21 protein-coding genes are annotated in these 24411 nt (G+C 71.6%); 16 read left to right on the forward strand and 5 right to left on the reverse strand.

The window, feature by feature from the left end:
* Window positions 1–4: 4 nt before the first annotated feature.
* From murD to divIVA, 10 genes are all read left to right on the forward strand, one after another.
* Window positions 5–1420, forward strand: a complete 1416-nt coding sequence (murD, locus tag EV562_RS21315; RefSeq protein WP_133888419.1) for a UDP-N-acetylmuramoyl-L-alanine--D-glutamate ligase — start codon at window positions 5–7, stop codon at window positions 1418–1420.
* 77 nt (window positions 1421–1497) lie between these two features.
* Window positions 1498–2868, forward strand: coding sequence for a putative lipid II flippase FtsW (gene ftsW / locus EV562_RS21320; RefSeq protein ID WP_133888420.1), 1371 nt, complete (start codon window positions 1498–1500; stop codon window positions 2866–2868).
* A 6-nt stretch (window positions 2869–2874) separates the two neighbouring features.
* The gene (gene murG / locus EV562_RS21325; protein WP_133888421.1) at window positions 2875–3969 is read left to right on the forward strand and encodes an undecaprenyldiphospho-muramoylpentapeptide beta-N-acetylglucosaminyltransferase; all 1095 of its coding nucleotides are present in this window, start codon (window positions 2875–2877) and stop codon (window positions 3967–3969) included.
* A 142-nt stretch (window positions 3970–4111) separates the two neighbouring features.
* Window positions 4112–4906, forward strand: a complete 795-nt coding sequence (gene ftsQ / locus EV562_RS21330) for a cell division protein FtsQ (protein WP_133888422.1) — start codon at window positions 4112–4114, stop codon at window positions 4904–4906.
* A 288-nt stretch (window positions 4907–5194) separates the two neighbouring features.
* Window positions 5195–6397 (forward strand): cell division protein FtsZ, encoded by a 1203-nt coding sequence (gene ftsZ / locus EV562_RS21335; protein WP_133888423.1) that lies wholly within the window; start codon window positions 5195–5197, stop codon window positions 6395–6397.
* Window positions 6394–7122, forward strand: a complete 729-nt coding sequence (gene pgeF / locus EV562_RS21340; protein ID WP_133888424.1) for a peptidoglycan editing factor PgeF — start codon at window positions 6394–6396, stop codon at window positions 7120–7122. Before ftsZ ends, pgeF begins: the two co-directional genes overlap by 4 nt.
* 6 nt (window positions 7123–7128) lie before the next feature.
* Window positions 7129–7848: a YggS family pyridoxal phosphate-dependent enzyme gene (locus EV562_RS21345; RefSeq protein WP_133888425.1), complete on the forward strand. Its 720-nt coding sequence runs from the start codon at window positions 7129–7131 to the stop codon at window positions 7846–7848.
* 129 nt (window positions 7849–7977) lie between these two features.
* Complete coding sequence (sepF, locus tag EV562_RS21350; protein WP_007448662.1) at window positions 7978–8619, forward strand: cell division protein SepF; 642 nt, start codon at window positions 7978–7980, stop codon at window positions 8617–8619.
* Between the two features lie 81 nt (window positions 8620–8700).
* Window positions 8701–8985: a YggT family protein gene (locus EV562_RS21355; protein ID WP_007448661.1), complete on the forward strand. Its 285-nt coding sequence runs from the start codon at window positions 8701–8703 to the stop codon at window positions 8983–8985.
* Window positions 8986–9040: 55 nt separating this feature from the next.
* Complete coding sequence (gene divIVA, locus EV562_RS21360; RefSeq protein WP_133888426.1) at window positions 9041–10228, forward strand: apical growth/hyphal branching protein DivIVA; 1188 nt, start codon at window positions 9041–9043, stop codon at window positions 10226–10228.
* A gap of 415 nt (window positions 10229–10643) precedes the next feature.
* On the opposite strand, the gene ileS is transcribed toward divIVA, so the two are convergent.
* Window positions 10644–13790, reverse strand: coding sequence for an isoleucine--tRNA ligase (gene ileS, locus EV562_RS21370; RefSeq protein ID WP_133888428.1), 3147 nt, complete (start codon window positions 13788–13790; stop codon window positions 10644–10646).
* Between the two features lie 548 nt (window positions 13791–14338).
* On the opposite strand from ileS, the gene EV562_RS21380 reads away from it, so the two are divergent.
* The 5 genes from EV562_RS21380 (at window position 14339) to EV562_RS21400 (ending at window position 18994) form a co-directional block, all read left to right on the forward strand.
* On the forward strand, window positions 14339–15091 hold the full coding sequence (locus EV562_RS21380) for a TraR/DksA family transcriptional regulator (protein ID WP_133888429.1): 753 nt from the start codon (window positions 14339–14341) through the stop codon (window positions 15089–15091).
* Window positions 15092–15170: 79 nt separating this feature from the next.
* Complete coding sequence (gene lspA, locus EV562_RS21385) at window positions 15171–15779, forward strand: signal peptidase II (RefSeq protein WP_133888430.1); 609 nt, start codon at window positions 15171–15173, stop codon at window positions 15777–15779.
* Window positions 15780–15882: 103 nt separating this feature from the next.
* Window positions 15883–16827, forward strand: a complete 945-nt coding sequence (locus EV562_RS21390) for an RluA family pseudouridine synthase (protein WP_133888431.1) — start codon at window positions 15883–15885, stop codon at window positions 16825–16827.
* A complete protein-coding gene (locus EV562_RS21395; protein ID WP_133888432.1) occupies window positions 16824–17303 on the forward strand; it encodes a GNAT family N-acetyltransferase in 480 nt (159 codons plus the stop codon). Before EV562_RS21390 ends, EV562_RS21395 begins: the two co-directional genes overlap by 4 nt.
* A 104-nt stretch (window positions 17304–17407) precedes the next feature.
* Entirely contained in the window at window positions 17408–18994 is a 1587-nt protein-coding gene (locus tag EV562_RS21400) for a Na+/H+ antiporter (RefSeq protein WP_133888433.1), read from the forward strand.
* Window positions 18995–19097: 103 nt separating this feature from the next.
* On the opposite strand, the gene EV562_RS21405 is transcribed toward EV562_RS21400, so the two are convergent.
* A complete protein-coding gene (locus EV562_RS21405; RefSeq protein WP_133888434.1) occupies window positions 19098–20246 on the reverse strand; it encodes a mechanosensitive ion channel domain-containing protein in 1149 nt (382 codons plus the stop codon).
* A gap of 105 nt (window positions 20247–20351) precedes the next feature.
* Here EV562_RS21405 and EV562_RS21410 point away from each other — a divergent pair, with 105 nt between their 5' ends.
* Window positions 20352–20942, forward strand: a complete 591-nt coding sequence (locus tag EV562_RS21410) for a dienelactone hydrolase family protein (protein ID WP_133888435.1) — start codon at window positions 20352–20354, stop codon at window positions 20940–20942.
* Here the strand turns inward: EV562_RS21410 and EV562_RS21415 are convergent.
* The 3 genes from EV562_RS21415 to EV562_RS21425 all read right to left on the reverse strand — a co-directional run bounded on the left by EV562_RS21415 (window position 20927) and on the right by EV562_RS21425 (window position 24337).
* A complete protein-coding gene (locus EV562_RS21415; protein WP_243860113.1) occupies window positions 20927–22498 on the reverse strand; it encodes an alkaline phosphatase D family protein in 1572 nt (523 codons plus the stop codon). The two genes, EV562_RS21410 and EV562_RS21415, sit on opposite strands and share 16 nt — an antisense overlap.
* Before the next feature lie 227 nt (window positions 22499–22725).
* Window positions 22726–23526 carry a DsbA family protein gene (locus EV562_RS21420; protein WP_133888437.1) on the reverse strand — a complete coding sequence of 267 codons (801 nt, stop codon included), beginning with the start codon at window positions 23524–23526 and terminating at the stop codon, window positions 22726–22728.
* A 100-nt stretch (window positions 23527–23626) separates the two neighbouring features.
* Window positions 23627–24337, reverse strand: coding sequence for a hypothetical protein (locus tag EV562_RS21425; protein ID WP_133888438.1), 711 nt, complete (start codon window positions 24335–24337; stop codon window positions 23627–23629).
* Window positions 24338–24411: the final 74 nt, after the last annotated feature.

The raw sequence follows: 24411 nt of genomic DNA on the forward strand, positions 1-24411 counted from the left end.
CTCGGTGCCTTCGGAATTCACCGGCAAGCACGTCACCGTCGCCGGACTCGGCGTCTCCGGCGTCCCGGCGGCCAAGGTCCTGCACGGACTCGGCGCGCGGGTGACCGTCGTCAACGACGGCGACGACGAGCGCGCCCGGACGCAGGCCGCGGAGCTGGAGGCGCTCGGCGTCACCGTCCGCCTCGGCGACGGGGACACGCTCCCCGAGGGCACCGAGCTGATCGTCACCGCACCCGGCTGGAAGCCCACCAAGCCCCTGTTCACGGCGGCCGGACAGGCCGGCGTCCCGGTCTGGGGCGACGTGGAGCTGGCCTGGCGGCTGCGCGGCCTGGACGGCAGGGAGCCCGCGCCGTGGCTGGCCGTCACCGGCACCAACGGCAAGACCACCACGGTCCAGATGCTCGCCTCGATCCTGAAGGCGGCCGGTCTGCGCACCGCCGCCGTCGGCAACATCGGCGTCTCCCTGCTGGACGCGGTCACCGGCGAGGAGGAGTACGACGTCCTCGCCGTGGAGCTGTCCAGCTACCAGCTGCACTGGGCGCCCTCCCTGCGCGCCCATTCCGCGGCCGTGCTCAACCTGGCCCCTGACCACCTCGACTGGCACGGCTCGATGGAGGCCTACGCCGCCGACAAGGGCCGCATCTACGAGGGCAATCAGGTCGCCTGCGTCTACAACGTCGCCGACAAGGCCACCGAGGACCTGGTCCGCGCCGCCGACGTCGAGGAGGGCTGCCGCGCGGTCGGCTTCACCCTCGGCACCCCCGGGCCCTCCCAACTCGGCGTGGTGGAAGGCCTTCTGGTCGACCGGGCCTTCGTCGAGGACCGGCACAAGAACGCCCAGGAACTCGCCGAGGTCACGGACGTCGACCCGCCGGCGCCGCACAACATCGCCAACGCCCTTGCCGCCGCGGGCCTCGCCCGCGCCTACGGCGTCTCCGCCGCCGCCGTGCGGGACGGACTGCGCGCCTTCACGCCGGACGCCCACCGCATCGCACACGTCGCCGACGTGGACGGCGTGGCCTACGTGGACGACTCCAAGGCCACCAACACCCACGCCACCGAGGCCTCCTTGGCGGCGTACGAGTCGATCGTGTGGATCGCCGGCGGGCTGGCGAAGGGCGCCACCTTCGACGAACTGGTCGCGGGCGCGGCGACGCGGCTGCGCGGCGCCGTCCTCATCGGCGCCGACCGCGCCCTGATCCGCGAAGCCCTGGCGCGACACGCCCCGGAAGTACCCGTGGTCGACCTCGACCGGACCGACACTGGTGCGATGCTCCAGGCCGTCCAGGAGGCGCGGCGGCTCGCCCGGCCCGGCGACACGGTGCTCCTGGCCCCGGCCTGTGCCTCCATGGACATGTTCACCAACTACAACCAGCGCGGTGACGCGTTCGCGCAGGCCGTTCGCGAACTCGGCGCCTGACCCGGCCGCGCTCCCGCGCCGGGTGAACTCGGGAGGACGCGTGGGACGGTCCATGCCGACGTACAGCGGAGGCAGCGATGCCCGGTAGTCCCCAGAGCCGCACCGGACGACCGCCCGTGCAGCGCAGCGTCAAGCGACCCGCCCCGCCGGGGCCGCCGCACGAGAACCCGGTGCTCCGCCTGTACCTGAGGCTGCGCCGGGCCTGGGACCGGCCGCTGACCGCGTACTACCTGATCTGTGGCGGCAGCGCGCTGATCACCGTGCTCGGCCTGGTGATGGTCTACTCGGCGTCGCAGATCACCGCGCTCCAGCTGTCGCTGCCCGGCTCGTTCTTCTTCCGCAAACAGGCCGCGGCGGCGCTGATCGGCGCCGTTCTCCTCCTCGTCGCCATGAAGATGCCGGTGAAGCTGCACCGGGCGCTGGCCTATCCCATCCTCGCCGGGGCCGTCTGCCTGATGATCCTGGTCCAGGTGCCGGGGATAGGAGTCGCGGTCAACGGCAACCAGAACTGGATCTCACTGGGCGGCTCCTTCCAGATCCAGCCCAGCGAGTTCGGCAAGCTGGCCCTGGTGCTGTGGGGCGCGGACCTGCTCGCCCGCAAGCACGACAAGAAGCTGCTGACGCAGTGGAAGCACATGCTGGTGCCGTTGGTGCCCGCCGCGTTCATGCTGCTCGGGCTCATCATGATCGGCGGCGACATGGGGACCGCGATCATCCTCACGGCGATCCTGTTCGGTCTGCTGTGGCTGGCCGGCGCGCCCACCCGGCTCTTCGCGGGCGTGCTGTCGATCGCCCTGGTGCTCGGCTTCATCCTCATCAAGACCAGCCCCAACCGCATGGCCCGCCTCAACTGCCTCGGCGCCACCGACCCGGGACCCGGGGACTCGTGCTGGCAGGCCGTGCACGGCATCTACGCCCTCGCCTCGGGTGGGCTGTTCGGTTCCGGGCTCGGTGCCAGCGTGGAGAAATGGGGCCAACTCCCCGAAGCGCACACCGACTTCATCTTCGCCGTCACCGGCGAGGAACTGGGCCTGGCGGGGACGCTGTCGGTGCTCGCCCTGTTCGCGGCTCTAGGCTATGCGGGTATCCGCGTGGCCGGACGCACGGAGGACCCCTTCGTCAGGTATGCCGCGGGAGGCGTGACCACCTGGATCACGGCGCAGGCCGTGATCAACATCGGTGCGGTCCTCGGACTGCTGCCGATCGCCGGTGTCCCCCTCCCGCTGTTCTCCTACGGGGGTTCGGCCCTGTTGCCGACCATGTTCGCCATCGGTCTGCTGATCGCCTTCGCGCGTGACGAACCCGGTGCGCGGGCGGCGCTTGCATTGCGGCAACCTCGCTTTGGTAGAAAGCGGGGAGCCGGGGGACCCGCGGCCAAGCGGAGCCCCGGGAGTTGGAACACGATGCGACGGCGCGCCTCGGCGGCGCGCTCGTCCGGAGAGCGGTGAAATTCGGTGCATGTCGTACTCGCCGGCGGAGGAACCGCGGGCCACATCGAGCCCGCGCTCGCCCTCGCGGACGCCCTGCGCAGGCAGGATCCGACCGTGGGGATCACGGCCCTGGGCACGGAACGGGGCCTGGAGACCCGCCTGGTGCCCGAGCGGGGTTACGAGCTGGCGCTGATTCCGGCCGTGCCGCTGCCGCGCAAGCCCACCCCCGAGCTGATCACCGTCCCGGGCCGGCTGCGCGGCACCATCAAGGCGACCGAGCAGATCCTGGAGCGCACCAAGGCGGACGCCGTGGCAGGCTTCGGCGGTTACGTGGCGCTGCCCGCCTACCTCGCGGCCAAGCGGCTCGGTGTGCCGATCGTCGTCCACGAGGCCAACGCCCGCCCCGGCCTGGCCAACAAGATCGGCTCGCGCTACGCCGCCCAGGTCGCCGTCTCCACCCCCGACAGCAAGCTGCGCAACTCGCGCTACATCGGCATCCCGCTGCGCCGCTCCATCGCCACCCTCGACCGGGCCGCCGCCCGCCCCGAGGCCCGCGCGATGTTCGGGCTCGACCCCAACCTGCCCACGCTGCTGGTCACCGGCGGTTCGCAGGGCGCCCGCCGCCTCAACGAGGTGATCCAGCAGGTCGCGCCCTGGCTCCAGCAGGCCGGCATCCAGATCCTGCACGCGGTCGGTCCCAAGAACGAACTGCCGCAGGTCCACCAGATGCCGGGGATGCCCCCGTACATCCCGGTAAGTTATCTGGACCGGATGGACCTCGCGTACGCCGCCGCCGACATGATGCTCTGCCGCGCGGGCGCGATGACCGTCGCCGAACTCTCCGCCGTCGGGCTCCCGGCCGCCTACGTCCCGCTGCCCATCGGCAACGGCGAACAGCGGCTCAACGCCCAGCCGGTGGTCAAGGCCGGCGGCGGCCTGCTGGTCGACGACGCGGAACTCACGCCCGAGTGGATCCAGCAGAACGTCCTGCCCGTGCTCGCCGACCCGCACCGGCTGTACGAGATGTCCCGCGCCGCCGCCGAGTTCGGCCGCCGGGACGCCGACGACCTCCTCGTCGGCATGGTGTACGAGGCGATCGCCGCGGGTGCGCGACGCTAGTAACACGTCGGCGAGTGAGCCGAAGGGGCGCGTCGGTGTCGACGGTCCGAGCACGCGGAGGCCCGAAGGGTCGAGCACGGCCGGGCTGTCGACACCGACTGCGGCGCCCCGGAGGTGAACCGAGCCAGGAAAGGGAGTGCGCGTGGCCGGATCGACCACCGCCGAGCGCGGTGCACGCCAGCAGGAGTCGTCCGGCCCGCCCCCCGCGCGCCGCTTCCGCCCGCCCCGCCTTCGTACGATCATCATTCTCGCCGTCGCGCTCGTGCTCGCCGCGGGCGGCACCGTATGGGTGCTCTACGGCTCGAACTGGACGCGCCTCGAAGACGTGTCCGTCTCGGGGACGCGTGTTCTGACGCCCGCGCAGGTGCGCGAGGCCGCCGACGTCCCGGTCGGGGACCCGCTGGTCTCGGTCGACACCGCGGCGGTCGAGGCGCGGCTGCGCCGGAAACTGCCCCGCATCGACGAGGTCGCGGTGGAGCGTTCCTGGCCGCACGGAATCGGACTGAAAGTGACGGAGCGCACTCCGGTCCTGATGGTGCAGAAGGGCCGGAAGTTCGTGGAAGTGGACGACGAAGGCGTCCGGTTCGCCACGGTCTCCAAGGCCCCGAAAGGCGTGCCCACGCTGGAATTGGAACTCGCCCGCTCCGGATCCGCCGCGGCGAGCCTGCGCCGCTTCGACGACGACCGCCTGGTGCGCGAGGCGGTGCGGGTGGCCGGCCGGATCCCCGGCAAGGTCGCCCGGGACACACGACTCGTCAAGGTCCGTTCCTACGACGACATCTCGCTGGAGTTGAGCGGCGGGAGGACCGTGTCCTGGGGGAGCGGTGAGCGGAGCGCCGGCAAGGCCCGCGCGCTCACCGCGCTCATGAAAGCGACGCCCGATGCGCGGCACTTCGACGTGAGTGTTCCCACCGCCCCCGCGTCATCGGGGAGTTGACGGGTATATGTGCAGGCCAGCACCCTGGTTGGGCAGCGCTACGGCTGATCACATAGGGTGAAAAGAAAAACGGGAGGTTCGGCGTGTTCGTTGAACGTGCGCCACTTGTCGACTTAGTGTCCTGTTCGGAAGAGTCCAAGGAACAGACACACTGGTAACCCTAAACTTCAGCGTTAGGGTTCGGGTCGGCGCTACGGACCGTCCCAATCGGCATCAGTCGTCGGGTCGCGGGGGCATCAGTGCTTCGGCGGTCGGGCGACACGTAACTCGAGGCGAGAGGCCTTCGACGTGGCAGCACCGCAGAACTACCTCGCAGTCATCAAAGTCATCGGTGTCGGCGGCGGTGGTGTCAATGCCATCAACCGGATGATCGAGGTCGGTCTCAAGGGCGTCGAGTTCATCGCCATCAACACCGACGCGCAGGCGCTGTTGATGAGCGACGCCGACGTCAAGCTCGACGTCGGCCGCGAACTCACCCGCGGACTCGGCGCCGGAGCCAACCCGGCCGTCGGCCGCAAGGCCGCCGAGGACCACCGCGAGGAGATCGAGGAGGTCCTCAAGGGGGCCGACATGGTCTTCGTGACCGCCGGTGAAGGCGGCGGCACCGGCACCGGCGGCGCGCCCGTCGTGGCCAACATCGCCCGCTCGCTCGGCGCCCTCACCATCGGCGTGGTCACCCGCCCGTTCACCTTCGAGGGACGGCGCCGGGCCAACCAGGCCGAGGACGGCATCGCGGAGCTCCGCGAAGAGGTCGACACCCTCATCGTCATCCCCAACGACCGGCTGCTGTCCATCTCCGACCGCCAGGTCTCGGTGCTCGACGCCTTCAAGTCGGCCGACCAGGTGCTGCTGTCCGGTGTGCAGGGCATCACCGACCTCATCACCACGCCCGGCCTGATCAACCTGGACTTCGCCGACGTCAAGTCGGTCATGTCCGAGGCCGGTTCCGCCCTCATGGGCATCGGCTCGGCCCGCGGCGACGACCGCGCGGTGGCCGCGGCCGAGATGGCGATCTCCTCGCCGCTGCTCGAGGCGTCCATCGACGGCGCCCGCGGTGTCCTGCTCTCCATCTCCGGCGGCTCCGACCTCGGCCTGTTCGAGATCAACGAGGCCGCCCAGCTGGTCAGCGAGGCCGCCCACCCCGAGGCCAACATCATCTTCGGCGCGGTCATCGACGACGCCCTCGGCGACGAGGTGCGGGTCACCGTGATCGCGGCCGGCTTCGACGGCGGCCAGCCGCCCTCCAAGCGGGACAACGTCCTCGGGTCGTCCTCGGCCAAGCGCGAGGAGCCCACCCCGGCCCGGCCCTCGTCCGAGAGCCGCCCGTCCTTCGGCTCGCTCGGCAGCGTCAAGCCGAAGGAGGAGCCGGAGCAGGCGCCCGCCCCGGAGCCGGTCGCCGACCTCCCGGTCTCCCCGCCGCCGGTCCCGCCGTCGCGGACCTACTCGGACAGCGCGGCCGAGGAACTGGACGTGCCGGACTTCCTGAAGTGATAGGACAGCGCGACACCGTGAGCGGCGCGCACTTCGGCTTCACCGACCGGTGGGGCGGAGTGAGCGCCGTTCCGTACGAGGAGCTCAACCTCGGCGGCGCGGTCGGCGACGACCCCGGCGCCGTCACCGCCAACCGGGAGCTGGCGGCCAAGTCGCTGGGCGTCGACCCGGCCCGGGTGGTCTGGATGAACCAGGTGCACGGTGCCGACGTCGCCGTGGTCGACGCGCCCTGGGGGGACCGGCCGGTCCCGCGGGTCGACGCCGTCGTCACCGCCGAACGCGGTCTCGCGCTCGCCGTCCTCACCGCCGACTGCGTGCCCGTGCTGCTCGCCGACCCCGTCGCCGGAGTCGCCGCCGCGGCCCACGCGGGCCGGCCCGGCCTGGTCGCCGGGGTGGTCCCCGCCGCCGTACGGGCCATGACCGAACTCGGCGCGGAGCCCACCCGGATCGTCGCCCGCACCGGACCCGCGGTGTGCGGCCGGTGCTACGAGGTGCCTGAGGAGATGCGCGCCGAGGTGGCCGCCGTCGAGCCGGCCGGGTACGCCGAGACCTCCTGGGGCACGCCGGCCGTCGACGTGAGCGCCGGGGTGCACGCGCAGCTCCGGCGCCTCGGGGTGCGCGACCGGGCGCAGTCGCCGGTGTGCACCCGGGAGTCGGAGGACCACTTCTCGTACCGACGCGACCGCACCACCGGGCGGCTCGCGGGCTATGTGTGGCTGGACTGATGGGGCATGACGGACCGTAAGCAGGAACTCGCCGCGAACCTGGCGAGAGTGGAAGAGCGCATCACCGCCGCCTGTGCCGCCGCGGGCCGCCCGCGCGAGGACGTGACCCTCATCGTGGTCACCAAGACCTACCCGGCGGACGACGTGCGCTTCCTCTCGGAACTTGGGGTGCGGCACGTCGCCGAGAACCGCGACCAGGACGCCGCACCCAAGGCCGCCGCGTGCGCGGATCTGCCGCTTTCGTGGCACTTCGTCGGCCAGTTGCAGACCAACAAGGTGCGGTCTGTGGTCGGTTACGCCGACGTCGTGCAGTCCGTCGACCGGGCCAGGCTGATCACGGCCCTGTCGAAGGAGGCCGTACGCGCCGGTCGCGAGGTGGGCTGTCTGCTCCAGGTCGCGCTCGACGCGGGGGAGAGCGGGCGCGGGGAGCGCGGAGGGGTCTCGCCCGCCGGAATCGAAGAGTTGGCCGACCTGGTCGCCGGATCGGACGGGCTGCGGTTCGACGGCCTGATGACGGTCGCGCCGCTCACCGGCGAGTACGCGGGACGCCAACAGGCGGCGTTCGAGCACCTCATGGATTTGTCGACCTGCGTGCGCCGAGCCCATCCGGCTGCGAACATGGTCTCCGCGGGAATGAGTGCGGACCTCGAACAGGCCGTGGCCGCCGGAGCGACACATGTACGCGTCGGCACTGCGGTACTCGGAGTCCGACCCGGGCTCGGGTAACGTCGCCAAGAAGTCGGACCACAGCAGAAAATATGGTCATTACCGCCGAAAGGCGGATGCAACGACCTCGTGGATCGCAGGCACTTGGCAGTCGTCAGCGGATCCACCACAGAGCGGAGGACTCAGAGAATGGCCGGCGCGATGCGCAAGATGGCGGTCTACCTCGGCCTCGTGGAGGACGACGGGTACGACGGCCGGGGGTTCGACCCCGACGACGACTTCGAACCCGAACTGGACCCGGAGCCCGAGCGGGATCACCGGCGCCATGAACCGGCGCACCAGTCACATGGTTCACATCAGCCCCAAAGGGACGAAGAGGTACGAGTCGTACAACCGCCCGCGCAGCGCGAGCCGATGCCCCGTTCCGCTTCGCTCGCGGCGGAATCGAGTCGTCCGGCGCGTATCGCGCCCGTGGCGTCCATCACACAAGAACGCGCAAGCCTGGAAAAGAGCGCACCGGTCATCATGCCCAAGGTCGTGTCCGAACGAGAGCCCTACCGGATCACCACACTTCACCCCCGGACCTACAACGAGGCCCGTACCATCGGGGAACACTTCCGTGAGGGCACGCCGGTGATCATGAATCTCACTGAGATGGATGACACAGATGCGAAGCGACTTGTCGACTTTGCGGCCGGTTTGGTGTTTGGTCTTCACGGCAGTATCGAGCGGGTGACGCAGAAGGTGTTCCTGCTGTCTCCTGCTAACGTCGATGTCACGGCGGAGGACAAGGCCCGCATCGCAGAGGGCGGGTTCTTCAACCAGAGCTGAGACGCACCACCGGTACAGAGCAAGAACACGGATCCGAAGAGGGGTCCGAGAGATGGTTCAGGGGAGAGGGAAGCACAGGTCATGAGCGTGGTCCTGGATGTCGTCTACATCGCGCTGATGTGCTTCCTCATCGTGCTCATCTTCCGGTTGGTCATGGACTACGTCTTCCAGTTCGCCCGCTCGTGGCAACCCGGCAAGGCGATGGTGGTCGTTCTGGAGGCCACCTACACCGTCACCGATCCACCGTTGAAGCTTCTGCGGCGGTTCATCCCGCCGCTGCGTCTCGGGGGCGTGGCGCTCGACCTGTCCTTCTTCGTACTGATGATCATCGTCTACATCCTGATCTCGATCGTGAGCCGGCTGTGATCGATGAGAGAGATACGGGCTTGCCGAATGCCGACGACAACGTTGAGGTGAAGAGATGCCGTTGACCCCCGAGGACGTGCGGAACAAGCAGTTCACGACCGTCCGCCTCCGAGAAGGCTATGACGAGGACGAGGTCGATGCCTTCCTCGACGAGGTCGAAGCCGAACTGACCCGACTGCTCCGCGAGAACGAGGACCTGCGCGCCAAGCTGGCCGCGGCGACGCGTGCGGCCGCGCAGAACCAGCAGAACATGCGCAAGCCGCCGGAGTCGCCGCAGGACCAGCAGTCGCCGCAGGGACAGCCTCCGCACCAGCAGGGGCACCCGCAGCAGGGCGGCATGCCGCAGCAGGGCATGCGAGGTCCCGGCGCTCCGGTGCCCGCCGGCATATCGGGCCCGCCGCAGCAGCAGATGGGTGGCCCCATGGGTGGTCCGCCCCAGCTGCCGAGCGGTGCCCCGCAGCTGCCCGCCGGCCCCGGCGGACAGGGTGGCCCGCAGGGTCCCGGCCCGATGGGCCAGGGTCCGGGGCCGATGGGCCAGGGGCACGGTCCGATGCAGGGCCAGATGGGTCCCGGTCCGATGGGCGGCCCCATGGGCGGTCCGCAGGGCCCCGGTGGCCCGGGCATGCCCGGTCAGGGAGGCCCCGGTGGCGACAGCGCCGCCCGTGTCCTCTCGCTGGCCCAGCAGACCGCCGACCAGGCGATCGCCGAGGCGCGTTCCGAGGCCAACAAGATCGTCGGCGAGGCGCGTTCGCGTGCCGAGGGTCTGGAGCGGGACGCCCGTGCCAAGGCGGACGCCCTGGAGCGGGACGCGCAGGAGAAGCACCGCGTCGCGATGGGCTCCCTGGAGTCCGCCCGCGCCACGCTGGAGCGCAAGGTCGAGGACCTGCGCGGCTTCGAGCGCGAGTACCGCACGCGGCTGAAGTCGTACCTGGAGTCGCAGCTGCGCCAGCTGGAGACCCAGGCCGACGACTCGCTCGCCCCGCCGCGTACGCCCGCGACGGCCTCTCTGCCGCCGTCCCCGGCGCCCTCGATGGCACCGGCCGGCGCGAGTGCCCCGTCCTACGGCGGCAACCAGTCGATGGGCAGCGGTCCGGGCCAGGCCGGTCCGTCGTACGGCGGTCAGCAGCAGATGTCGCCGGCGATGACTCAGCCGATGGCGCCGGTGCGGCCGCAGGGGCCGTCGTCGATGGGGCAGGCGCCTTCGCCGATGCGCGGGTTCCTGATCGACGAGGACGACAACTGAGCTGCTTCGGACTGACGTCCGGTAGGTAGTACGGCGTTGCCGACGGCAGCGTTCAGGGCGGGCCCCGGGTTTCTGACCCGGGGCCCGCCCTTGTGTTGTGTCCGGTGCGGGTGTGGGTGTGGGTGTGGGTGTGGGTGTGGGTGCGGGTGGGGGGGGTGGGCTGCGTTGCCCGGCGTTGCGGGGTGCCGCTGCGCCCACCCGTGCCGCCCCAGCGGCACGACTGCCCGCAGCTATGGCGGTGCGGGTGCCCGCGGCTACGGCGGTGCGGGTGCCCGCGGCTACGGCGGTGCGGGTGGCCGCAGCTATGGCGGTGCGGGTGCCCGCAGTTGCGGTGGTGCGGGTGCGCGCAGTTCGGGGGACGGCAGAGGGCCCGCATCCCCTGTCGGGATGCGGGCCCTCGGTGCTGTTCGTTCGGTTACTGCTTGCGCAGGCGGAACGTGAGGGAGAGGCCCTCGTCCGTGAACGGGGTGCCGTAGGTGTCGTCCGCCTCGCCCTGGGCGAAGTCCGTCGCCAGGACCTCGTCGGCGATCAGGCCGGCGTGGCCGGTCAGGGCGGCGACCGTGGCCGCGTCCGTGGCCGTCCAGCGCAGGGCGATCCGGTCGGCGACGTCGAGGCCGCTGTTCTTGCGCGCCTCCTGGATCAGGCGGATCGCGTCCCGGGCGAGGCCCGCCCGGCGCAGCTCCTCCGTGATCTCCAGGTCGAGCGCCACCGTCGCGCCCGAGTCGGAGGCCACCGACCAGCCCTCGCGCGGCGTCTCCGTGATGATCACCTCGTCGGGAGCGAGGGTGACGGCCTCGCCGTCGACCTCCACCGAGGCCGTGCCCTCGCGCAGGGCGAGGGAGAGGGCGGCGGCGTCCGCGGCCGCGACCGCCTTCGCCACGTCCTGGACGCGCTTGCCGAACCGCTTGCCCAGCGCACGGAAGTTGGCCTTCGCGGTGGTGTCGACGAGCGAGCCGCCGACCTCGCTCAGCGACGCGAGGGACTCGACGTTCAGCTCCTCCGTGATCTGCGTGCGCAGCTCGGGGGAGAGGGCGTCGAAGCCCGTCACGCCGATCAGCGCGCGGCTGAGCGGCTGCCGGGTCTTGACGCCCGACTCCGCGCGGGTGGCACGGCCGAGCTCGACCAGGCGGCGGACCAGGACCATCTGCTTCGACAGCTCCGGGTCGATCGCCGAGAGGTCGGCCTCCGGCCACGAGGACAGGTGGACCGACTCGGGCGCGCCCGGGGTGACCGGCACGACCAGGTCCTGCCACACCCGCTCGGTGATGAACGGGGTGAGCGGCGCCATCAGCTTGGTGACCGTCTCGACGACCTCGTGCAGCGTGCGCAGCGCGGCCTTGTCGCCCTGCCAGAAGCGGCGGCGCGAGCGGCGCACGTACCAGTTGGACAGGTCGTCGACGAACGCGGACAGCAGCTTGCCGGCCCGCTGGGTGTCGTAGGCGTCCAGCGCCTGCGTCACCTGGTCGGTCAGCGCGTGCAGCTCGGAGAGCAGCCAGCGGTCCAGCACCGGGCGGTCGGCCGGGGCCGGGTCGGCCTCGCTGGGCGCCCAGCCGGTGGTGCGGGCGTACAGGGCCTGGAAGGCGACCGTGTTCCAGTACGTGAGGAGCGTCTTGCGGACGACCTCCTGGATGGTGCCGTGGCCCACCCGGCGGGCCGCCCACGGGGAGCCGCCGGCCGCCATGAACCAGCGGACCGCGTCGGCGCCGTGCTGGTCCATCAGCGGGATCGGCTGCAGGATGTTGCCCAGGTGCTTGGACATCTTGCGGCCGTCCTCGGCGAGGATGTGGCCGAGGCAGACCACGTTCTCGTAGGACGACTTGTCGAAGACCAGGGTGCCGATCGCCATCAGCGTGTAGAACCAGCCGCGGGTCTGGTCGATGGCCTCGGAGATGAACTGCGCCGGGTAGCGGCTCTCGAACAGCTCCTTGTTCTTGTACGGGTAGCCCCACTGGGCGAAGGGCATCGAGCCCGAGTCGTACCAGGCGTCGATGACCTCGGGCACGCGCGTGGCGGTCCGCCCGCAGCCGTCCTGCGGGCAGGCGAAGGTGACGGCGTCGATGAACGGGCGGTGCGGGTCCAGGGCCGACTGGTCGGCGCCGGACAGCTCGGTCAGCTCCGCGCGGGAGCCGACGACCGTGAGGTGGTCCTCCTCGCAGCGCCAGATCGGCAGCGGCGTGCCCCAGTAGCGGTTGCGGGACAGGGCCCAGTCGATGTTGTTGTTCAGCCAGTCGCCGTACCGGCCGTGCTTGACCGCCTCCGGGAACCAGTTGGTCCTCTCGTTCTCCTGGAGGAGGCGGTCCTTGACGGCCGTGGTGCGGATGTACCAGGACGGCTGCGCGTAGTACAGCAGCGCGGTGTGGCAGCGCCAGCAGTGCGGGTAGCTGTGCTCGTACGGGATGTGCTTGAAGAGCAGGCCGCGGGCGTCCAGGTCCTCCGTCAGCTTCTCGTCGGCCTTCTTGAAGAAGACGCCGCCGACCAGCGGGACGTCCTCCTCGAAGGTGCCGTCCGGGCGGACCGGGTTGACCACCGGCAGGCCGTAGGAACGGCAGACCTTGAGGTCGTCCTCACCGAAGGCGGGGGACTGGTGGACGAGGCCGGTGCCGTCCTCGGTGGTGACGTAGTCGGCGTTGACGACGTAGTGCGCCGGCTCCGGGAACTCGACGAGATCGAACGGGCGCCGGTACGTCCAGCGCTCCATCTCGGCGCCGGTGAAGGACTGCCCGGTGGTCTCCCAGCCCTCGCCGAGGGCCTTGGCCACCAGCGGCTCGGCGACGACCAGCCGCTCCTCGCCGTTCGTGGCGACGACGTAGGTCACCTCGGGGTGCGCGGCGACCGCGGTGTTGGAGACCAGGGTCCACGGGGTCGTCGTCCAGACGACCAGCGCCGCCTCGCCGGCCAGCGGGCCGGAGGTCAGCGGGAAGCGGACGTAGACGGACGGGTCGACGACCGTCTCGTAGCCCTGGGCCAGCTCGTGGTCGGACAGGCCGGTGCCGCAGCGGGGGCACCAGGGGGCGACCCGGTGGTCCTGGACCAGCAGGCCCTTGCCGAAGATCTCCTTCAGCGACCACCAGACGGACTCGATGTACTCCGCGTCCATCGTGCGGTACGGGTCCTGGAGGTCGGCCCAGTAACCCATGCGGGTCGTCAGCTCTTCGAAGGCGTCGGTGTGGCGGGTCACCGACTCGCGGCACTTCGCGTTGAACTCGGCGATGCCGTACGCCTCGATGTCCTGCTTGCCGGAGAAGCCCAGCTCCTTCTCGACCGCCAGCTCCACCGGGAGGCCGTGGCAGTCCCAGCCGGCCTTGCGGCCCACGTGGTAGCCGCGCATGGTGCGGAAGCGCGGGAAGACGTCCTTGAAGACCCGGGCCTCGATGTGGTGGGCACCGGGCATGCCGTTGGCGGTGGGCGGGCCCTCGTAGAACACCCACTCGGGGCGGCCCTCGGACTGCTCCAGGCTCTTGGCGAAGATCTTCTGCTCGCGCCAGAAGTCGAGCACCGCGTGTTCGAGCGCGGGCAGGTCGACCTGGGCGGGCACCTGGCGGTACTGCGGCTGCGTATTCAACGAGCTTCCTCCGGCGGACGTGCTGCCTTCCGTCGGAGGGACGAGAGCCGTGCTCCCGCGGTACCACCCTCCTTGGCCCGCCGGCGCGTCGTGTGCTCCGGTGAGCCCCCTCATTGGGGTCGCGAGCCGGGTCTACTCACCGCGGCTGTCTGCCACGGCTTTCTTCCGGCGGCTCCGGGGTGATCTTCACGTCGCGCTCGCCCCCGGGCTCACACCGTCCCCGGGTCGCTCTGGGCTGCTGACGCCGCTACTCGTCCCCATCCACGCTTTTCGCTGCGCCCAGTGTACGGCGCCGGGCGGACAGCGGCCGACCGGATTTCGGGTGACCCGAATGCCGCCGTCCGGGGACCGGCCCGCGGACGGTCCTACCGGGGGTGTTCCGGCGGATTACCGGGCGGGGAGCTGGGCACAACGCATGCATGCTCGCCGCGCGGCGCACGACGGGCGGGCGAGTCGGGCGGCGTGCCCCGTTGCCGCGCGACCGGAGTCGATTTATCGTCCCAGCACGATTCGCGCGCAAGATCACAATATGTGAAGGGGCCGCGGCCATGGTGGCGAAGAAGAAGACGACGGCCGCGAGGCGGAGCGCCGCCCAGGAGAGCGCCGCGGAGCAGGAGGCCGCGGAGGAGACCGCGCAGGGGACGGCGGCGGGGGAGGGCCCGGCAGGGAAGACCGGGGCGAAGAAGACCGCGGCGAAGTCCGCCGCGAAGAAGAGCACGGCCAAGAGCACGGCCAAGAGCACGGCGAAGAAAAGCACGGCGAAGAAGAGCACGGCCAAGAAAGCGGGCGCGGCCGAGGCCGCGGAGCAGACGGGAGCCACGACGGTGGTTGCGAAGAAGACTCCTGGCACGGCCACGGCGGCCAAGACCGCTGTTCCCAAGGCCCGCGGCACCGCCGCGGTCCCCGGCGACCTCGCGGTACGCCCCGGCGAGGACCCCTGGACCCCGCAGGAGGTCGAGGAGGCGCGCGGCGAGCTGCAGTCCGAGGCCGACCGGCTGCGCACCGAGATCGACTCCTCCGAGCGGTCGCTGCAGGGCATGATGCGGGACTCCGGAGACGGCGCGGGCGACGACGAGGCGGACACCGGCAGCAAGAACATCACGCGCGAGCACGAACTGGCGCTGGCCGCCACCGCGCGCGAGGTGCTCAGCCAGACCGAGCGCGCCCTGGACCGTCTGGACGCGGGCACCTACGGCCTGTGCGAGAACTGCGGCAACCCGATCGGCAAGGCGCGGATGCAGGCCTTCCCGCGGGCCACCCTCTGCGTCGAGTGCAAGCAGAAGCAGGAGCGCCGGTACTGAGCCGGTACCGGTCCGCGGCCGGGGGGCGAGACGTGCCGTACCCTCGTGCTCAGTCAAGGACCTACGCTGAGGGACTCACGTGGCAGAGGCGGAGCGCATCATCGGTACGCCGGACACCCCGGACGCGGCGGGGGACGGGCAGGAGCTGCCCGACGACGCCGGCCAGGAGCAGAGGCGGGAGCAGGCTCCGCAGCCTCCTCGGGGCAAGCGCCGGGTCGCCGTACTGTTCGCCGTCGCCGTGTTCGCGTACCTGGTCGACCTGGTCAGCAAGATGATCGTGGTCGCCGAGCTGGAGCACCACGAGCCGATCGAGATCGTCGGTGACTGGCTCAGGTTCGCCGCGATCCGCAACGCGGGCGCGGCCTTCGGCTTCGGCGAGGCCTTCACGATCATCTTCACGGTGATCGCCGCGGCCGTGATCGTCGTGATCGCCCGCCTCGCGCGCAAGCTGCGCAGCCTGCCCTGGGCCATCGCGCTCGGCCTGCTGCTCGGCGGCGCCCTCGGCAACCTCACCGACCGGATCTTCCGCGCCCCCGGCGTCTTCGAGGGCGCGGTGGTGGACTTCATCGCGCCCAAGCACTTCGCCGTCTTCAACCTCGCCGACTCGGCGATCGTCTGCGGCGGCATCCTGATCGTGATCCTCTCCTTCCGGGGCCTGGACCCGGACGGGACCGTCCACAAGGACTGACCCGGCGGGCCGGGTGCCCACGGGGACCGAGCGGGGGAGCCCGCCGCCCACGGGGACAGAGCGCGCGTTCGGGAGTGTCCGGGCCGTCCGGCATACTCGACGGGTGAGCACGATTCCCGAGATCCGAACCCTGCCCGTGCCCGACGGTCTGGAGGGCGAGCGCGTCGACGCCGCCATCTCCCGCATGTTCGGCTTCTCCCGTACCAAGGCCGCGGAGCTCGCCGCGGCGGGCAAGGTGCAGGTCGACGGGTCGGTGGTCGGCAAGTCCGAGCGCGTCCACGGCGGCGCCTGGCTCGAGGTGGAGATGCCGCAGGCGCCGGCGCCCGTGCAGGTGGTCGCCGAGCCCGTCGAGGGCATGGAGATCGTGCACGACGACGAGGACGTGGTCGTCGTCGTCAAGCCCGTCGGTGTCGCCGCCCACCCCTCCCCGGGCTGGAGCGGCCCGACCGTCATCGGCGGCCTCGCCGCCGCCGGGTACCGCGTCTCCACCTCCGGCGCCGCCGAGCGCCAGGGCATCGTGCACCGCCTCGACGTCGGGACCTCCGGCCTGATGGCGGTGGCCAAGTCGGAGCGGGCGTACACCTCGCTCAAGCGGCAGTTCAAGGAGCGCACGGTCGACAAGCGCTACCACACGCTCGTCCAGGGCCACCCCGACCCGACCAGCGGCACCATCGACGCGCCCATCGGCCGCCACCCGCAGCACGACTACAAGTGGGCGGTCACCGCCGAGGGCAAGCCCTCCGTCACGCACTACGACCTCATCGAGGCATTCCGCGCCGCCTCCCTGCTCGACGTGAAGCTGGAGACCGGCCGCACCCACCAGATCCGCGTGCACATGGCCGCCCACCGCCACCCCTGCGTCGGCGACCTGACCTACGGCGCCGACCCCACCCTGGCCAAGCGGCTGCGGCTGACCCGCCAGTGGCTGCACGCCGTGCGGCTCGGCTTCGAGCACCCCGGCACCGGCGAGTGGGTCGAGTTCGCCAGCGACTACCCGGAGGACCTCCGGCAGGCCCTCGACCAGGTCCGCGAGGAGACCTACGGATGAGCGCCCCGGACTACGCGGTGCGCGTCGCCGAGGACCCCGCCGACCGGGAGGCCTGCTTCGCGGTGCGCAAGGACGTCTTCGTCGCCGAGCAGAGGGTCCCCGAGGACATCGAGTACGACGCCCACGACGCCGACGCCGACGCCGTGCACGTCCTCGCGGTCCGGGCGGACGGCTTGCCGCTCGGCACCGGCCGGCTGCTGCACGGCGCGGCCGCCGCGGCGAAGAACGGCGACGGAGACCCGGCCGTCGGTTCCCTCGGGCGGCTCGCGGTGACCGCGGCGGCCCGCGGCCTCGGCGTCGGGGCCGCGCTGGTGCGGGCCATAGAGGACGCGGCACGCGCGCGCGGACTCACCGCCGTGGACCTGCACGCGCAGACCCACGCCCTGGGATTTTACGAACGTTTGGGGTACCAGGCGTACGGGCCCGAGTTCCCCGACGCCGGGATCCCCCACCGCGCGATGCGGCGCCTCCTCTAGCAGCGGGCGCCGAAGCGGCTGGTGGGGCCGGCGGCATGGCAGGCTTGGGCTTCGCCGGGTGAACGCCCAGACCGCAGCCCTCAGACCCCACCGGAGCGGTGACCGTGGATCAGCTGGCCCTGTTGTTCATGCTCTTGCTCGGGGCCCTGCTGAGCGTCCCGATCGGTGCCCGGCTCGGGCTGCCCGCGCCGGTGCTGATGACGCTCCTCGGGATCGTCCTGGCCCTGCTCGACTTCGTGCCCAACGTCGACATCCCGCCCGAGCTGATCCTGCCCGCGCTGTTGCCGCCGCTGCTGTACGCGGCCGTGCGGCGCACGTCCTGGCGGCAGTTCGCGGCCAACAAGCGGCCGATCTTCCTGCTGGCCGTCGCGCTGGTCTTCATCACCATGGTCAGCGTGGCCTCCGTGGCCCATGCGATCGTGCCGGGGCTGCCGCTCGCCGCGGCCTTCGCGCTGGGCGCGCTGGTGGCGCCGCCGGACCCGGTCGCCGCGACCGCCGTCGCCGGGCAGCTGGGTCTGCCGCGGCGCCTGGTCTCCATCCTGGAGGGCGAGGGACTCTTCAACGACGTGACGGCCATCGTCCTGTACCACGTGGCCATCGCCGCGGCGGTCGGCGGCTCCTTCTCGCCGTGGCGGGCCGGTTTCGACCTGGTGCTGTCCGCCGTCGTCGCCGTCGCGGTCGGCATCGCCCTGGGCTGGGGCTCCAACAAGCTGATGAGCGTACTGGGCGACCCCACGCTGCAGATCGGCCTGACCCTGCTGGTGCCGTTCGTGAGCTACGTCGCCGCCGACGAACTGCACGGCTCGGGCGTGCTCGCCGTGCTCACCACCGCCATGTTCCTCGCCGAGTACGCCTCGGACGCCGACGACGTGATGACCCGGCTCGGCGGGCACACCGTCTGGGACGTGGTCGACACCCTGGTCACCGGGGTCGCCTTCGGCCTGATCGGGCTCGAACTGCACAACGCCGTGCGCACCGCCTCCGGCCGCTGGACGGAACTGCTCGGCTGGGCGGCGGCGATCCTCGTCGTCGTCGTCCTGGTCCGGCTGCTGTACCTGCTGCCGGCCACCTGGCTGACCCAGCGGCTGCACGCCCGGCGCGACATGGACGAGGACATCCCGACCAGCTGGCGGGAGACGGTGGTCATGTGGTGGGCGGGAATGCGGGGCGTGGCCTCGGTCGCGCTGGCGCTGGCGATCCCGCTGGAGACGGACGACGGGGCGGCCTTCCCGCACCGGGAGGAGATCGTCTTCATCGCCTTCGGAGTGATCATGGGCACGCTGCTGTTGCAGGGCCTGACGCTGCCCTGGCTGGTGGGCAGGCTCGGGGTACGCGCGAACACCGAGCGGGAGCAGGACTTCGAGCGGGACCTGGCCCTGCGGGCCGCCAAGGCGGCCAAACAGCGCCTCAAGGAGATCGAGTCGGTGGAGGAACTGCCGGAGGAGCTCTCCGAGCAGATGCTGCGGCGCGCCTACGACATCGGCATACGCATCAGCCCGGACCTCGGGGACGAGGAGCGGCGGGAGGCGCAGGAGCAGCGGGCGCGGCGGATCAAACGGGTCCGGCGCATCCAGGGCGAGATGCTGAGCGCCGCCCGGCACGAGGTGCTGGCCGCCCGCAGCGAACCCGGCGCCGATCCGGAGATCGTCGACCGGGTGCTGCGCCACCTCGACGTGCGCAGCCTGCGCTGACCCGCGGGGCGCGCCCCAGCCCTCGCGCCTTCTTCTGCCCGATCCGCGGGCGCGCCCCAGCCCTCGCGCCCTCTTCCGCCGGCCCCCGGGCGCGCCCCCGCGGTCACGCCCTCTTCGTCGGCCGTTCCGTGAAGTGGCGGGAGGCCCCGTCCGGGGTGCGGCGCGGGCTGGTGTCGGGGGAGCGGCGGGCGTGCGGGAAGCCGTCGCGGGAGGGGCGCGGCGCCGCGCCCGCCGTGTTGACCCGCGGCAGGGCGTACGGATGCTCGTCGGCCAGCCAGCGGATCATCCCCTCGCGGACCGCGACCCGCACCGTCCAGATGTCGTCCGCGTCCTTCGCGGTCACCAGGGCCCGCACCTCCATGGTGGTCGGGGTGGTGTCCGTGACGGTCAGGTTGTAGCTGCGACCGTCCCAGGCCGGGCACTCGCGCAGCAGGTCCCGCAGCCGCTCCCGCATCTGTGCCAGCGGCGCCGCGTGGTCGAGGTGCCAGAAGACCGTCCCGGTCATCTGCGGGGTGCCGCGCGACCAGTTCTCGAACGGCTTCGAGGTGAAGTACGACACCGGCATCGTGATCCGGCGCTCGTCCCAGGTGCGCACGGACAGGTAGGTCAGCGTGATCTCCTCGACGGTGCCCCACTCGCCGTCCACCACGACCGTGTCGCCCATGCGCACCATGTCGCCGAAGGCGATCTGGAACCCGGCGAACAGGTTGCCCAGCGTGGACTGGGCCGCCACACCGGCGACGATGCCGATGATGCCGGCCGAGGCCAGCAGCGAGGCGCCCGCGGCGCGCATCGCCGGGAACGTCAGCAGCATCGACGACACCGCGACGACACCGACGATCGCGGTGACCACCCGCATGATCAGCGACACCTGGGTCCGCACCCGGCGCACCCGCGCCGGATCCCGCTCGGCGTGGGCGTGGGCGTAACGGGAGTAGGACGTCTCGACGACCGCGGCGGCGATCCGGACCACCAGCCAGGCCGCCGAGCCGATCAGCAGCAGCGTGAGCGTCCGGCCGACGGCGGTCCGGTGCTCGGGGAACACCTCGGCTTCGACGTACGACCCTCTCAGCAGCGCCGAGCAGAGCACGATCTGGTACGGGACGCGGGCACGTCGCAGCAGACCCCACAGGGGGGTCTCGGGGTGCCGTCCGTCGGCCTTGCGCAGCAGCAGGTCGGTGGCCCAGCCGATGACCAGGGTCAGCAGGACGGAGCCGCCGACCACGATCAGCGGGCGGAGTATCGTGTCCATCCCTCGAACGTAACCGGCCGCGCGGCCCCGTGAACCTGTGACTTACGTCCCGCGCGGGGCATCTCCGCGCACGGAGGTGTCACACCCGGCTGGCACCATGGCCTCATGAACATCGTGCTCTTTCACTCGACCCTCGGCCCGAGGCCCGCGGTGCGGCAGGCCGCCGACCGGCTCCGCGACGCCGGGCACCAGGTGTGGACCCCGGACCTCTTCGAGGGCGCCACCTTCGACTCGGTCGAGGAGGGCATGGCCCATCAGGACGGGATCGGCCGCGAGGAGCTGCTGAAGCGGGCCGTGCTGGCCGCCGCGCCGTACTCCGAGCGAGGGCTGGTGTACGCCGGGTTCTCGCTCGGCGCCTCCGTCGCCCAGACCCTCGCCCTCGGCGATCACCGGGCCAAGGGGCTGCTGCTCCTGCACGGCACCTCGGACCTCGCGCCCAACGCCTCGGTCGACGAGCTGCCGGTCCAGCTGCACGTGGCCGAGCCGGACCCCTTCGAGACCGACGACTGGCTGAGCGCCTGGTACCTCCAGATGGGCCGCATCGGCGCCGACGTGGAGGTGCACCGGTACGCCGGGGCCGGTCACCTCTACACCGACCCGGAGCTGCCCGACTACGACGCGGAGGCCGCCGGGGCCACCTGGCGGGTGGCGCTCGGCTTCCTCGACTCCCTCCAGGAGGCTCAGACCGGGTCGTAGACGCGCTCGACCCGCTGGGTGCCGCTGCGCGTGCGGTAGGAGCGGGCCCAGGCGGAGGTGGCGGCCGCGTCGGTGCGGTCGGAGACGACGTAGTAGTCCATCTGCGCCCGGTCCGCGGTGACGTCGAGCACGCCGTAGCCGTGCCGGTCGGTGTCGACCCAGTGCACGTGCCGGTTCGCGGCCCGGATCACCGGCGCGGCGATCGCCGAGACGGTGCCCTCGGGGACCTTCACGATGTCGTCGAGGTTGTCGGAGGTCACCGACGTGACGACGAACTCGGTGGCCGCGGAGGAAGACAGCGGGTACGTCCCCGCGTCGTACGGCACGTCGTTGGCCCAGGCCATGTGGATGTCGCCGGTCAGGAACACCGTGTTGCGGATCGCGTGCGCGCGCAGGTGGGCCAGCAGCTCGCGGCGGTCGTCGGTGTAGCCGTCCCACTGGTCGGTGTTGAGGGCGAGGCCGCCCTTCGGCAGCCCGAGCAGCTCGGCGAGCGGCCCGAGCAGCGAGGCGGGCAGCGCGCCGATCGCGAACGGCGAGATCATCACCGGGTTGCCGACCAGCCGCCAGACGGCGTCCGAGGACGTGAGCTGCGACTTGAGCCAGTCCAGCTGGGCGCGGCCGGTGAGGGTGCGGTCCGGGTCGTCGACCTCGCCGTTGCCGAGCTTCACCTGCTGCGACCGGAAGGAGCGCAGGTCCAGCAGCGACAGGTCGACGAGCCTGCCGAAGCGCAGCCGCCGGTAGGTGGTGCCGGCGATCGCCGGGCGCACCGGCATCCACTCGAAGTAGGCCCGCTTGGCGGCGCTCTGGCGTTCCGCCCAGGTCCCCTCGGCGCCCTCGGTGTGGTTCTCGGCGCCGCCCGACCAGGTGTCGTTGGCGATCTCGTGGTCGTCCCAGATCGCTACCACCGGAGCCGTGGCGTGCAGGGCCTGGAGGTCGGGGTCGGTCTTGTAACGGCCGTGCCGGACGCGGTAGTCCGCGAGGGTGAGGATCTCGTGGGCCGGGGCGTGCGGGCGCACGACGGTGTCGCGGTTGGCGTACTCGCCGGTGCCGTACTCGTAGATGTAGTCGCCCAGGTGCAGCCAGGCGTCCAGGTCGCCGCGGGCCGCGAGATGACGGTACGAGGAGAAGTACCCGGCCTCCCAGTTGGCGCAGGAGACCACCCCGAAGCGCAGGCCCGTCACGGCGGCGTCGTGCGCGGGCGCGGTGCGGGTGCGGGCGACGGGGGAGTCGGTGGGCCCCGCGGAGAAGCGGAACCAGTAGTCCGTGGCGGGCGCGAGGCCGCGGACGTCGGCCTTCACGGTGTGATCGGAGCCGGCGGTCGCGGTGACGGACCCCTTGGCGACGACGTTCGTGAGGGCCTTGTCGGTGGCGACGACCCAGCTCACCTCGGTGTCCGGGCCGGTCCCGGAACCGGGTATGGCCTCGGGTGTCGGAGTCACCCGGGTCCACAGCAGGACACCGTCGGGCAGGGGATCGCCGGAGGCGACGCCGTGCAGGAAGGCGGGGGCCGCGTCGGCGGCACCGGCGGGCAGGGCCGCGGCGAGCGGGGCGGCCAGGACGGCACCGGCCGCCGCGGCCTTGACGACCGTACGGCGGCTCGGGGCGCGGGTGGTGCGGAGGGTGGCGCGCTCGGCGGGCGACGACGGGAGGGTGTTCTCGGACGCTCTGTGTCGACTGGTCACGGCCGATCAGGTTACTGATCGGTATGCGCCCGAGTGGGCGAACTCGCAAAAGTTCGCCCACTCGTCAGACGACGATCACCGCGACCGGCACGCGCACCGGGTCACTTGGTGACGCCCGCGTCCTTCAGCGCCTTCTGCCACGCGTCGGGCGTGCTGGGCGTGTCGATCACCTTGTCGTTGACCTTGATGGTCGGGGTCGACTCGACACCCTCGGCCTTGTCGAAGGACTTGCTCATCCGCATCGCCCAGGCGTCGTAGGTGCCCTTCTCCACGGCGTCCTGGAACTTCTTGTTGCCCTTCAGCGCGTCCACCGTGTCCGCCACCTTGATCAGGTAGTCGTCCTTGGCGAACTCGTCGGTCGTCTCCTCCGGGTGGTACTCGGTGGAGTAGAGCGCGGTCTTGTAGGAGACGAACGCCTCGGGGCTGACGTTCAGCGCGGCGCCCAGCGCGCTCAGCGCGTTCTTCGAGCCCTCGCCGCCCAGGTTGCCGTCGAGGAAGGTGCCGATGGTGAACGAGAGCTTGTAGTCGCCGTCCGTCATGCCCTTGTTGACGGTCTCGCCGATGCTCTGCTCCATGGCCGCGCAGCCGGGGCAGCGCGGGTCCTCGTAGAGGTGCACGACGTTGTCGGACGTGGACTTGCCCATGACGACCGTGGTGCCGTCCTTGCCCGAGGTGTTGGCCGGGGCCACCACCTTCGCCTCGGCGGCCTTGTCCCAGCCGCTGGGCTTGTTGTTCTGCACGACGGCGTAGCTGATGCCGCCGGCTATCGCCAGCACGCCGACGATGGAGGCGGCCACGATGACCTGCCGCTTGACCTTGTCGCGCTTGGCCTGGCGCTCGCGCTCCTCGCGCAGGCGCTCACGGGCCGCCGTCTTCGCCGCCTGGCTGTTCCGCTTGCTCATGATGGTGATCTCTCCGGGGACGCGCACACGGGGGTGTGCGGAAGTACGTACGGGGGACTGCGGTGCTCGGTGGTGCTCGTGCGACCCGGGCCGAGCCGGGTCAGACGAGAGCGGTCACCGGGCGAGGCGGCCCGCGCCGTCCCAGAGAGTGCGTGAGGATTCGCTCGCGGGCACCGCCGGTACGGCGGGCCGGGGGCACCGGGCGGCGCACCGCCGGTGCCCGGCGCACGCTCACGGCCGCGACGGCGAGCAGCAGCGGCCGGAACGTGGTCGCGGCCACCGCGCCGAGCAGCTGGGCCAGCGCCCGTTCACCGCGCCGCAGCCAGGCCGCCGCGAGGAGCCCGACGCCGACGTGCGCGGCAAGCAGCAGCCAGGCGGTGCCGGGGTCGGCCTGTGCCAGCACCGACGCCATCCGGTCGGTCTCGGCCCCGGTGACCCGGGTCAGCGGGGCGGTCACCCCGGCGTGGATGCCGGTCCCGTCGCCGCACAGCACGTCGAAGCCGACCGAGCGCAGCGGGCCCGCGACCGGGCCGCCCGCCCGGCCGTAGCAGACGTGCTGGCCGGTGGTGAAGACCGTGTCGGCGGCCAGCTCCAGCGGGATCAGCAGCGCGGCGATCCGCCCGAAGCCGCGCTCGCGCCGCCCGGCCAGGGCGTACGCGATCAGGAAGACGGCGGCGGCGACCGCCGCGACCGTGGGCAGCGGCAGCGGAACCCCGGACAGCAGCACGTGCGACGCGGTGCTGAGGGTCACGGCGAGTGCCGTGAACAGCGCCGCGCGTACGGCTCTGAGCGGGGTCCCGGATATGTCCATAGCAGTAGAAGAGTGTGTCACGGGGTCCGGTAAGGGAGCCCTAAAGGGTTCCTGTGAGCGTACCGACGGGCGGC

The sequence above is a fragment of the Streptomyces sp. BK208 genome, from assembly GCF_004364245.1.
Lineage (GTDB): Bacteria > Actinomycetota > Actinomycetes > Streptomycetales > Streptomycetaceae > Streptomyces.